This window comes from Thermoanaerobaculia bacterium (genome assembly GCA_018057705.1).
Taxonomy (GTDB): domain Bacteria; phylum Acidobacteriota; class Thermoanaerobaculia; order Multivoradales; family JAGPDF01; genus JAGPDF01.
Window position 1 is genome coordinate 126,028 of the sequence record JAGPDF010000004.1, and the last position, 11,881, is coordinate 137,908.

Here is an 11,881-nt window from a genome sequence, read left to right on the forward strand (position 1 = left end):
CGGCTCGGAAGGGCACGCGGGCAGGATAGGTCCGGGATCCCTGCGAGTCAATCGAAGTCGCTGCCAGTGAGTCTGACGCCGGAGGTGCGGCAAGTCGCGTTCCTGCCCGCCAAGTCGGCTGGTACTTCAGCGTGTGCGGCGACTCGCCGCCGAAGGCGTAGGCTTGAGGTTGTGAGAAGAACCTCGCTGCGATCAGCCTGTTGTCTCGGACTCTGCTTGCTCACATTCGCCAGCGCCTTGGCAGGCTTCGATACCGGCAAGGACTCGCCCGGCGCGATGCTCGATGACCTGCTGGCGATGATTTCTCCTGTCATGTTTGAGCGCGCGATGCAGTATCGCGAGCCAACTCCACCCGACCCCGATGATCTCCGAGCGGGAAGCGAGCTCTCGCTTCTTGGATACTGGGCCATTGGGTTTCGCCCGCCGAGAAACCAGGCCATTCACCCCCCGACAGCGGCTCTGCTCCACGCCGTCGCCGCCTACCCTGCGCGTCTGCCGGACCTGATCCCGACTCTGCCTCTGGAACGAGAGGTGTTCAGTGCCGTAAAGAACATCTATGACCGATCCGTCGGCGAGGCTTGGTGCGAAGAGCCCTGGAAGTCCGCCGTTCACGACTGGCTGATGACGCACAGCGAGTATTTCCGGGACGACCTGATCGGATCGGCTCGCCTGGCGATCGACAAGGACGGCTACGTCGAGGCCTCAGATCACCTGGAAGCGCTCGCAGCACTAGACTGGAAGGCGGCCGCGCCCGTTCTCGAGGAGCTCGCGCGCAGTGATGCGCCGCGGACCGCAGCCCTCGCCCTTGCTTTGCTCTACGAAGGAGCGGAAGCCAACCGCGACGCCGGCCATGCCGCGGAGCTCCGGGATCAGCTCCGGCAAATTGCCGAGAACGCTGAGGCTCCTGGACGAGCGGTCGACTCCGCCATTCGGGCACTCCTGAGCTCCAATTGGGATGGACGCGATGCCTGGTTCTACCAGCTCCTGGAGAACCCTTCCCTCGGAGATCTCCAGGACGATTCCTGGGGCTTCGCTCCTCTCGCAACCGCGGTCGAGAAGGACCCCGACCTCTGGATCCCCCGCATCTCGGAACTCGTCGGAAGTCCAAATCGAATTGTTCACGACCACGCAGTCGGGATCCTGATCCGGTTTCAGCTCGAGAGCGCCCGCGAGGATGCTCTGCGTCCCCTACTGCCATGGATCTCGGATCCGACCTGGTCCGACGCTCCCGACCGGCTTCGACTGATACAGAGCGTCGATGAAGTCGGACTGAGGGAGGCGATTCCAGGGCTCATTCTCGCCCTCGAGCGCGGCGACGAATGGTCGCAGTACATTGCCGATACGCTGGGGAGTCTTGGCGCTCGCGAGGGGATCCCAGCCCTCCGACTAGCTCTCCAGCGGGAAACGGAGTTCTATTTCCGGCACGCAATCATTCGCGCACTTGTCGAGATCGGAGGATTCTCAGTCGTAGAGATGTCCGATGCTATCGAGCGCTTCGCGGAGCAATCCTCGACCGCCTCGGGCCGCGAGCAGATCTACGAATCTCGCATTTCAATGGGAAGCGAGGCGCCGCTTGACCTCGCTGTGCAGATCGGCGAGTTCGTTGTCAGGAGCGATTTTCAACCCTCCGAAGAGCTGGCGAAGTCGCTTCTGGCGCGCATCCCAACCCTGGAAGCAACCAAGCCGGGGACGGCGGAGAGCTTGAAGCACTTGCTCGCGGACTGGACATCCCACGCTCTGGACCAGTACTTCGTTGAAGCCCTTCTCTCAGGGCGACTCGACGCCGCAACTACGTCAGCGCTGCTGCTACGAAGAGAGGCGGTCCGCGCGAATGCCCTCGAGCTGCTTCGGAAGTCGCTTCTGCGCGAGGGCGTTTCGAAGGGAATCGGGGCGATCATGCTCCAGGATTCGCGGGCAATTCGACAGGTGCTCCAGGAGGGGAGCTCCGAGAGTCGGATCGCGCTCTTCGCAGCGGCCCGCATCGTCGACCATGAGCTCCCACCTTCGCTCGTGAGGCCTCTCTTGCTGGGTTCCGATGACGCGGTCTCCAAAGCCACCGAGAGGTACCTGGAGACAAACGACGGCGTCACCGCGCGCGAGATTCTCTGGCAGAAGTACCCGGGACGGGCCTGGATTCTCGGTCACTCGGTACCTGGCGACCCTAAAGGCCTCTCTGATTCCGCGATCTCGAAGCGGGAGCTCGCGCTGCGGCAGGACCTCTTTCGCGCCGATGGCCCGGACGAGATCTTCGCCTGGATTTCCAAGGGCCACTGGAGCGGCAGATCCTGGCGCGAAATCCGGTTCGCGAAGGGTGTGGGGCAACTCACTTGCCAGGGCGCGTCGCGAGAGCTGAGCGCCGCCGAGAGTGCGCTGCTTCTGAACGTCGTAACCCAGCGCTCCATCGACGACTTGGGCTACTTCACGAGTCATGTCACCGACTGTGCCCATGTCGAGTACCTCCACCTCACCCGCGATCGGGGTCGACGAGTCGTCATGTATTGCCCCGCCGAGGGAGCCGGTTCGGACCACTTCGTCTTGAGCGAGATCTTCGAGAGCCTCGCGTGTCCCCAGGAGGCCGAGACCGATCGCCTCGACTGAGACCATCCTGAGCTGCTCGGACAGGGCTTGTAGTTCGAGCCCCAGATCTCAGCTGCCTTAGTTCGCCGGCAGGGTCGCGAACCGCAGGATCGGCGCGTTCGGACTCCCGGCATCTACCCAAAGGAGTGCCAGCCGCTTCCCGGGCTTCCCGGCTGCGGCGAGGCGCGGGATGCCGGCGCTCCGGCCGGCGCCGGTGCGGGCGATGGCCTGCGACGGGCCGGGCTTGCCGCTGCCTTCGAGGCGTGCCAGGCGGAGCTCGGAGCCGCCGGGGATTCCCTCCAACCACGAGAGGGCGAAACCGGCGTCGAGCGGGGCCAGCGCGAGCTGACCCATCGGCTTGGACGAGACGACGCTTTCCGGCGCGCTCCAGTTCGCGCCGCCGTCGGCCGAGCGCGCGACGGCCATGCGCGGCCGGTCACCAGGGGCGGAGAACCAGGCGACCGCGAGCTGGCTGCCGTTCGCGGCGAGCGCCGGGCCGTTCACCGGGCAACCGGCGATCTTCCAGCCATCCTTGGCGGGCGCTTGCGTGAGCGGCGCCGCGCCCTCCGGCCGGAGGACGACCTGGACGTCGCGGATCTCGCCCGCGGTGCGGTCGCGATAGGCGACGGCCGAGCCGTTCGCGAGCTCCACCGCAGCAGTCGCGCAGCAGTCGCAGACGCTCTCGTCGACGAGCTCGGACGGACCGATTCGATCCCCTTCGACGAGGACGGTGCGCAGCTGCATCGGCCCGCCGCCCGCAGTCGCCCGCCCGTCGAGAAAGTAGAACCGCACTCCGGCGCGCTCGCGCACCGCCGAGACGAAACCGTGTTCGACCGGCGAACGGTCCTCGTGCAGCGTCCCGAGAGGCTCGAAGGTCCGACCCTGGTCGGTCGAGCGCGCGAGGCGCACGTCATAAGCGTAGGTGTCGGGGCCCGACTTCTCGAGCCACCAGGCGTAGAGCGCACCGTCCGGCGCGCGCACGACCCCGGGCACGTCGGCCCAGTTCGCGAACAGGCCGGCACCTTCGCGGATCGTCGCGGGAAAGGTCCAGAAGCGGCCATCCCAGCGGGCGATGCGAACGCGGTGCCCCGCGGGCGTCACCGGTTCGATCCAGGTGGCGAGGAAGCCGTCCCCATCCGCCACGAGCATCGGCGCGAACGCCCCCGCCCCCGCCGGCGGCCGGCTCTCGACCCAGCCTTCGGGGAGAGGGATCGCCGCCACCGCGACCGCCGCCGAACCGGCCGGCAGCGCCGGCTTGTGCGGCTCGTGGGCCGGGAGGGGAGCGAGGCTCAGCAGAATCAACAGCGGCAGGAATCGGCTCGCGCGCATCGCGGGCGAATCTTATCCGCCGGGGCGCCGTCCCGCGATCCGGCTACTCGTTGCCACCCCAGACGCCGCCCCACTCGCCGCCGAGCAGGTTTCCCCACTCGAAACCGTCGGCGAAGATGTAGGAGTTCTTGAGGCGTGCGGCGGCGATGGCGGTGCCGTTGTCGGTAGCGACGGCGCCCACGACGGTGATCTTCCCGCCCTGTCCGAGGGTGAGGTCGTAGGCGACGTCGGCGAGGTTGCCCCCCTGGTCGAAGATGACGCGCTCCGTCCCTCCCCCACCGAAGCTCGCATCGAGCGGCTGGCTGCCGGAGATGGAGAGCCGCGCCAGGGCGAAGTCGGAGTCCGTCAGGGGCGCCAGCGGAGCGGTCGAACCGGCGACGACGATCTTGCCGTCGCCCTGCAGGACGAGAGCGCGAATGGTGTCCAGCCGATCCGGCGCAAGGAAATCGAACGCGTAGCGCCCGACCAACCCGAATGAGTTCTGGAATCCCCCCGTCGGGGTGAGGATCGCCACGGCCGCCTGGAAGCCCAAGGCCCGTTCGACCCGACCGGCGACGACGATGCTCCCGCCGGGCAGCACCGCGACCGCGAGACCTTCATCGTCGCCGGAGTCGACGATGTCGTAGGAGAAGCCGGCGAGACCGTCGATGCTGAAGCTCGTGTCGAGGGCGCCGCTCGACGTCAATCGAGCGACGCCGATGTCCCGATCTCCACCCGCAAGGACCATCGTGCCGACGACGATCCGTTTGCCGTTCGGCTGCAAGGCGATTCCCTTGGGTTCGAAGGACGTGGCGCCAAAGGCGGCGAAGTCCACCACCTCGGAGTCGTCGATGATTCCGTTGGGGGTGAGCCCAAAGGACACCAACGCCCGGTCGCCGGCGGGTCCGTAGAGCAGCGCCCCGCGCACGGCGCCGAAAGAGTCGATCGCGATAGCGGGAAGCTCCTCGGGCTGATCGGGGTTGAACGCCAGCCCGGCGGGGCCACTGAACGTCGGCCAGAGCAGACAAGTTCCGAGGTCGAAGGCGCCGATGACTCCCTGAGGGTCGGGATCTTCCGGTGGCCCGTCCGCTCGGCCGGCAAGATAGACGTGATTGCCATGGACCGCGATGTCGAGCAAGCGGTCGTCGTTCGTTCCGCCGAGGTCCGGGTGAAGCGTCGGGCAGTGAGTCGTGATGCCGGTATCCGGCACAGGCATGACGCGCAGGTCGCGATCGGTGCCGGAGATGTTGGCGGTGTAGCCGATGAGCAACCGCCCGTCGGGTGCGACAGCCGCGGCCTTGCCGCCGAGGCTCGGCACATCGGCGACGAACCAGCCCGTGCCGCGAAACGTCGGGTCGCCATCGCCATCGACGGCTTTCGCCGGCGAGGCCAGAGCGACGAGCGCAAGGAGGACGACTGGCGCCAGGGCTGCGGTGCGAAAACAGATCGGTACAGGTGCGGACATGTCAGGGCTCCCCGAGAAGGTGCTTCTTTCGGAGGTGCGGCTTCTACCGGAAGTCGGGGCCAAGTGGGCGACCGAAGTCGCAACTCCTGTCAGGCTCGCGGGTGACGCGGGGCGCGATACCTCGCCGGAGCCTCCCGCAGATCTGCACCCGGGGGGCGCTCGAGCGGCGCACTCAATTTCGCCGAGACCAGCCGGTTGAGCGAGATGTTCTGCTCCTCGGCCTCGAGCACCAGGCGTCGGTGGATCTCGGGGGGAATCCGCACCTTGAAGGTCCCGCTGTAGCGCCGGTCGATGAGCGGTTCGGGCACCGCCCCACCCTCCTCGCGTAGCAGCTCGACCGCCTCGCGTGCCGCGCGCAATACCCCCGAGAGGGCCCGCTCCGCCTTCTTGTCGAGCCAGGAGAGACCGGGTAGCTCTGCGCAAACTGCGACGTGCTCGCCGTCCTCCTCGGACCAGAAGACGCGGTAGGAGTATCGATCCGAGAGCTCCATCCTCAACCCTCTCCTTTCGCGAGCCATGCCCTCGCGGCCCGTGCCACCTGCCGGCACTGGTAGGGCTTCGCCATCTTCCCGCGCGGCTGGATGTTCACGATCGGAAACTCCCGCAGGCCCGTGTGAAAAAGCAGGTGGCTTCCGCCGCCCTGCCTTCCTTCGCCGCCCCTCCCGCCCCTCCCGCCCCTCCCGAAAACCGCGACGCAGAACCGCCGCAACTCGGCAAAGGTCACGCTCCCGGGTGTCTCTTCCAGGCGAGGGAGAAGTGCCGCAGAGCGCCTGTCGAGCGATGGTGCCATTAATGCCACTCCTGGTCAACCTTTTTCCAGCTGACCTGATCGTCTTCGGGGAAGTCCAACGACACAGGGTAAAGACGTAAATCGCCCTCTGCATCTGGCGTCGCGAGGACGCTGGAGGGCATCTCACCACTCGGAGCTCGGCCGAGCGCCTCGAGCTTCGGGCGCGCCGGATTCAGGCGAAGAGTGAAAGGCGAGCCCCCAACTCCAGGCCGGCGCCGACGACCCGCTCGGGAGCTGGCTCAGCTCCTGGCGGCGAGGAGGAAATCGAGGAGGGCTTGGAGGCCGGAGCGTTGGCTGGGGCCGGAGAGGGCGTCTTCGAGGAGGTTGCCGCCGAGAACCATCAGTTTGTACTTCCGCCCGGCGGCGGTGAAGCGGAGCTGCTGGCCCGAGCTCGCCTGAATCCAGTCGCCGACCGACCCGCCCCAGCCCCAGATCGCCGAGGCCTCGATGTCGGCTGCCCGCAGCACGACCGGCTCGCCGGCCGCGGCGCTCCGCCGATCGAGCGGCAGGAGGATGAGCCGCGTCGGCGTCACCCCGATCGCAAAGAGCTGCGCCGAGAAGAGGCCCAGCTGATTGGCATGCACGACACCGACGAGCTCCTCGCCGTCACGATAGGGCTCGAGCGCCACGCGCAGGCGCTTCGACAGCTCCTCCCAACCCTTTTCGATCCAGCCCATGGCAGCCTCCTGATCCGAATCCGCCGAATCGCCCGGCGAAGGGACAGGGAAAGCCGAACCTGAGTCAGGTCGCTCCCCGCCAGCCTTCGAACAGGGAGACCAGCGCGACGGCGATCAGCAGGATTCCGATGCTGCGGCCGACGGACGCGAGCGCCTGCGGGCGATCGACGAGCCAGCCGCGCGCCTGCGCCGCGGCGAGCGCGAGCGGGCTGTAGACCGCGAGCTGGGTCACGATGATGATGGCGCCGAGAACGATCGCCTGCGCCCAGACCGGCCCCCACTCTTTGCGCACGAACTGCGGAAAGACCGCCAGCATGAAGACGTAGGCTTTGGGATTCAGCAGATTGGTCACCATGCCGCGCCGGTAAGCTGTGGTCACCGCGTTCGCCGCCCGTCCCGCCGCCCCGCCCTCTCCCGAGGCGCTACCGAAGCTGCCCGCCAGGGTCACGCCGCTGCGGGCGAGCGCGAGGCCGATCCAGGCGATGTAGGCCGCCCCGAGAACGAGCAACGCGTTGAAGAGGCCCGGCACCACACCGAGGATCGCCGCGATCCCCAGGGCGCCGATCGCGACATGCGCGACCGCCGCGGTGGCGATGCCGCCGACCGACGCCAGGCCGGCGCGCCGGCCGCCGCCGAGCGAACTCGCGAGGACACAGGCCATGTCGAGGCCGGGCAGGAGAACGATGCCGAAGACGAGTCCGAAGAAGATCCAGAGGGACGAAGCCGGGGCCATGGCAGCACTCCTGCGATGCGTGGCGCGGGAAGGAGTCCCGCGTACAGGAGGAGTCTGGATTCGATAGAGGGCGAATACCGCCCTATTCGTTGATACCCTTCCAGGGTGGGTTCACCGACCAACCGGATCCTCGCGGTCCTCGAGCTGCTGCAGGCGCACGGGCAGCTCTCGGGCGCCGAGATCGCCCGCCGTTTGGGCGTCGATCGGCGCACGGTGCGACGCTACATCGTCGCGCTCGAAGAGATGGGCATCCCGGTGACCGCCGAGCGCGGCGCCGGCGGCGGCTACGCCCTGGTCGCGGGCTTCAAGCTGCCGCCGATGCTCTTCACCGACGACGAAGCGTTGGCGCTGTCGCTGGGTCTCCTGGCGGCGAGCGCGCTCGGCCTCGGCGAGACCGCAGCCGGCCTCACGAGCGCCCGGGCGAAGCTCGAACGGGTCATGCCGGCCGACCTCAAACGCCGCCTGCGCGCCGCCGACGAGACGATGCAGCTCGACCTCCCGGCGAGCGGTCCGCCGGCCGCAGGCCACGTCCTCGCGACGCTCTCCGCCGCGGCGCAGGCGCAGCGCACGGTGCACGTGGTCTATGAAGCCGCCGACAGGAGCCGCACCGAGCGCGACCTCGACCCCTACGGCCTCGCCTACCGCGGCGGCTGCTGGTACGTCGTCGGGCACTGCCACCTGCGGCAAGGCCCGCGCACCTTCCGCGTCGACCGCATTCCGAGCGTGGCGCGCACCAGCCGGACCTTCGCGCGCCCGGAGAACTTCGACACCCTGGCCGCGATCTCGACCGCCATCGCCACCCTCCCCCGAGCCCACCGCGCCGAGGTCCTCCTCCACACCGACCTCGCCACGGCCAAGCGGCAGATCTTCGCAACCTTGGGCACACTGGAGGAGGTGAACGGCGGCGTCCTCCTCCACTCCCAGACCGACGACTTGAACTGGCTCGCCCGCGAGCTCGCCCGCCTGCCGTTCGCTCTCGAGATTCGAGAGCCGGAGGAGCTCGCCGCAGCCCTCGGGCGCCACGCCAGGACACTCGCCACCGCGGCCGACGCTACGACTCCGCGGCGCAACCGTAGCTAGAATGGCGCGAAAGCGACCGCTCTTCCCCCTCGGAGATTCCATGCGCCGACCGATCGCAGTTCTGGCCCTGTTGACCGCTTTCCTGCCCGCACTCTTGTCGGCCGCCGCGGACCGCGCCCCCCTCGACGAGGTTCGCCAAGCAGCCGACGCGTTACTGGCTGCGGCCTATCCCGCCGACGGCCCCGGGGCGGCGGTGTTGGTGAAGTGGAAGGGCGAGATCGTGCTGCGCAAGGGGTACGGAATGGCGCAGATGGATCTCGGAGTTCCGGTGGTGCCGGAGCAGGTGTTCGAGATCGGGTCGGTGACCAAGCAGTTCACCGCGGCGGTCGTGCTGCGACTCGCGGAGCAGGGGAGGCTCTCCCTGAGCGACCCGCTGACAGAGTTTCTTCCCGATGCCACGTTCGGCGGCGCGACGATCACGCTCGAGCAGCTGCTGGCCCACACCGCCGGGGTGCCCAACTACACCGATATGCCGGAGTGGATTCCGCGCTGGCGCGAAGACATGAACCTCGAGACGCTGATGGCGCTCTTCGAGAGCAAACCGCTCGACTTTCCGCCGGGGACGCTCTGGAGCTACAGCAACTCGGGCTACGTCCTGCTCGGCGCGGTGATCGAGAAGGTGACCGGCAAGAGCTACGAAGAGGTGGTCGAGAGCGAGCTCTTCGCTGCGCTCGGCATGACCGACTCGCGGTACGGCCACCAGGAAGAGATCGTGCGCGGCCGTGTCGCCGGCTACGTGAAGGGACCCGAGGGCTGGGCCAACGCCCCCTACCTCTCGCTCACCCAGCCCTATGCCGCGGGCTCCCTGATGTCGACTGTCGACGATCTGGCGCGCTGGAGCGACGCGCTCGAGGCCGGCCGGGTGATCTCGCCGGCCTCGCGCGATCGGATGTTCACCTCCGCGGTCCTTCGCGGCGGCGACCAGGACGGCGTCGCGACGCGCTACGGCCTCGGCAACGCCATGACCGAGGTGGCGGGTCGCCCGACGCACGAGCACGGCGGCGGCATCCACGGCTTCACCTGCGACCTGCTGCGTGTGCCCGGCGAGGAGCTGCTCGTCGTGATCCTCTCGAACAATCCGACGCAGGACACCCACGACCTCGCGCATCGGGTCGCCGAATCGGTTCTCGGCGTGCCACAGAAGGAGAAGCCTGCCCCTTTGAAGCTCTCCGCCGCCGAGCTCGACGCCTACATCGGCGTCTACCTCGTCCCGGAGCGTTCGGGAGTGCGCCGGATCGTCTCCCGCGACGGCGAGACCCTCCGTCTGCAGCGCACCGGCGGCGATCTCCGGACGCTCGTGCCGATCGGGCCCGACGCCTTCGAGACCGCAGACAGCGGGACGCCGGTGCGCTTCGCACGCGGCGCCGGCGGCAGCGTCGTCGCCCTGATGGTGGACCAGGGAATCGGGCCGGTCTTCCGCTCGCTGCGCACCGACGAGCCGGTGCCACCGCCGCTCAAGGAGGTCGCGGTCGATAGCGCGGCGTACGCTGCCCTGGTCGGCGTCTACGCCCTGGCGCCGGGCTTCGACATCGCCATCACCCAGGAGGGCGATCATCTCTTCGCCCAGGCGACCGGACAGGAGAAGCTCGAGATCTACCCCGAGTCCACGATCCGGTTCTTCTTCAAGCTCGTCGACGCGCAGATCGACTTCGTCCTCGAGAACGGGCGCGCCACTTCGCTCACCCTGCACCAGGGCGGCCAGCACCTGCCGGCGCCGCGCAAGCCGTGAGCCGTCGTTGACGACGTTCCTGCTGCTGGGCGGTTGCCTGGTGCTGCTCGCAGGGGTTGCGCTGCTCCTGCCGGCGAGGACGGCGCGCATCGCGGCGCCCTCGACCCGGCTCGACGCGGCGATCCCCGAGTGGCAATTCTCCGAGGTCCACTCGACGCGTATCCGGGCTTCGGCCGCGGCGGTCGAGGCGGCCATCGACGCCGTCACTGCCGGCGAGATTCGCGGCTTCCGCACGCTCACCTGGATCCGCAATCCGCGCCTGCCCGGAAGTCGCCAGGAGCCGAGCATCCTCGCGCCGCCGTCCGACCGCCCGCTTCTCGCTGTCGCCACCAGCGCCGGCTTCATCGAGCTCTCCCGTGTCCCGGGCGAGATCGTCGTCGGCACCCTGGTCATTGCTCCCACCGGCAAAGTGCCGCAACCGCCGCCGGCCCCGGGCGTCGAGGCCTTCGCGGCGTTGACCGCACCTGGCTATGCCAAGGCGGCGATGAACTTCCGCTGGACAGAGGACAGCGACGGCTGGGTGCGCCTGTCGACCTCGACCCGCATCGTCGCGACGAGCCCCGGCGCCCGCCGCCGCTTCGCCGCCTACTGGCGCCTGATCTACCCCGGCAGCGCCTTCCTGCGCCGAACCTGGCTCGCCGCGATCCGTCGGCGCGCCGAGGCTGCGGAACACCTGTCTCGCTAGCCGGCGGCCCACCAGCCGGTCGCCACGGCGAGCTCAGCGCGTTTCGGCGTCGACCCAGGGCGGGCGGGCGTCGCGCATCTCCAGGAGCACCGGCTCTCCGGGGCTCTTCATTCGGAGATGGAGCCGATTGCCGGAGCTCTCCAGGATGTCGGTTTCGTAGGAGATCCCCGCTTCGACAATCCGCAGCCTGCCGCGCTCGAAGATCCAGCGCCCGAAGGCCGGTTCCGATCCCGGGCCAGTCATCACCAGCGTGCCGTCCCAGAGGAAGATCCGCACCGAGCGGATCGCAACGGCGTTCGAGCTCTCGACGACCCAGACGCGATTCTGAAACGAGAACCCCCCCGTCCAGGAGTCGGTCGGCGCAGCAGGCCGGTAGGGCGCACCGGGCTCGGACAGCGCGAGCGCGGCCTCGTCGGGCACAATCGGCGAACCGGGAGGGCGGCCGCAGGCTGCGAGCGCGACCCCCACCAGGATCGCGGGCACCAGGGAGCGCCGGAAACCATTGCCGGGAGCCGGGTTCGACAGTCGACGCACGGCGACACCTCCTCGCGAACAGAGCTCTGGTCAATCTACTCCGGAGGTCGGACCCGTGAGCAGCTCGAGGGAGCTCTTTCTGACCTTTCCGCCTTCACGTCTCGAGAAGGGACAGCCCGGGCTCGCAAGATCGCTCTCCGGTCGGCTGCCGGGGCGGGGATCTAAGGTGCCGGTGAGGCCCACCAGCCGGTCGCCACGGCGAGCTCGGCGTTGAGCAGGCTCGCGCCGGCGGCGCCGCGTTCGGCGTTGTGGCCGAGGAGAGCGAACTTGACGCCGAGCACCGGGCATTCGCGCACTCTGCCG

10 protein-coding genes are annotated in these 11,881 nt (G+C 68.6%); 4 read left to right on the forward strand and 6 right to left on the reverse strand.

Annotated elements, in window-relative coordinates:
• Positions 1 to 66 precede the first annotated feature (66 nt).
• Entirely contained in the window at positions 67 to 2,598 is a 2,532-nt protein-coding gene (locus KBI44_02455) for a hypothetical protein (protein ID MBP9143318.1), read from the forward strand.
• 57 nt (positions 2,599 to 2,655) lie between these two features.
• Here the strand turns inward: KBI44_02455 and KBI44_02460 are convergent, their stop codons facing one another.
• From KBI44_02460 to KBI44_02480, 5 genes are all read right to left on the reverse strand, one after another.
• Positions 2,656 to 3,906: a hypothetical protein gene (locus tag KBI44_02460; protein ID MBP9143319.1), complete on the reverse strand. Its 1,251-nt coding sequence runs from the start codon at positions 3,904 to 3,906 to the stop codon at positions 2,656 to 2,658.
• Positions 3,907 to 3,949: 43 nt separating this feature from the next.
• The gene (locus KBI44_02465) at positions 3,950 to 5,350 is read right to left on the reverse strand and encodes a hypothetical protein (protein MBP9143320.1); all 1,401 of its coding nucleotides are present in this window, start codon (positions 5,348 to 5,350) and stop codon (positions 3,950 to 3,952) included.
• An 89-nt stretch (positions 5,351 to 5,439) separates the two neighbouring features.
• Entirely contained in the window at positions 5,440 to 5,841 is a 402-nt protein-coding gene (locus KBI44_02470; GenBank protein MBP9143321.1) for a toxin-antitoxin system HicB family antitoxin, read from the reverse strand.
• A 538-nt stretch (positions 5,842 to 6,379) separates the two neighbouring features.
• Positions 6,380 to 6,817 carry a hypothetical protein gene (locus tag KBI44_02475; GenBank protein MBP9143322.1) on the reverse strand — a complete coding sequence of 146 codons (438 nt, stop codon included), beginning with the start codon at positions 6,815 to 6,817 and terminating at the stop codon, positions 6,380 to 6,382.
• A gap of 64 nt (positions 6,818 to 6,881) precedes the next feature.
• Positions 6,882 to 7,550, reverse strand: coding sequence for a LysE family translocator (locus KBI44_02480; GenBank protein MBP9143323.1), 669 nt, complete (start codon positions 7,548 to 7,550; stop codon positions 6,882 to 6,884).
• Positions 7,551 to 7,655: 105 nt separating this feature from the next.
• On the opposite strand from KBI44_02480, the gene KBI44_02485 reads away from it, so the two are divergent.
• From KBI44_02485 to KBI44_02495, 3 genes are read left to right on the forward strand one after another with little or no spacing between them, the layout of a single operon-like run.
• A complete protein-coding gene (locus KBI44_02485; GenBank protein MBP9143324.1) occupies positions 7,656 to 8,630 on the forward strand; it encodes a YafY family transcriptional regulator in 975 nt (324 codons plus the stop codon).
• Between the two features lie 40 nt (positions 8,631 to 8,670).
• Positions 8,671 to 10,359, forward strand: a complete 1,689-nt coding sequence (locus KBI44_02490; protein MBP9143325.1) for a serine hydrolase — start codon at positions 8,671 to 8,673, stop codon at positions 10,357 to 10,359.
• 7 nt (positions 10,360 to 10,366) lie between these two features.
• The gene (locus KBI44_02495; protein MBP9143326.1) at positions 10,367 to 11,044 is read left to right on the forward strand and encodes a hypothetical protein; all 678 of its coding nucleotides are present in this window, start codon (positions 10,367 to 10,369) and stop codon (positions 11,042 to 11,044) included.
• Positions 11,045 to 11,077: 33 nt separating this feature from the next.
• On the opposite strand, the gene KBI44_02500 is transcribed toward KBI44_02495, so the two are convergent.
• On the reverse strand, positions 11,078 to 11,578 hold the full coding sequence (locus KBI44_02500) for a hypothetical protein (protein MBP9143327.1): 501 nt from the start codon (positions 11,576 to 11,578) through the stop codon (positions 11,078 to 11,080).
• Between the last annotated feature and the right edge of the window lie 303 nt (positions 11,579 to 11,881).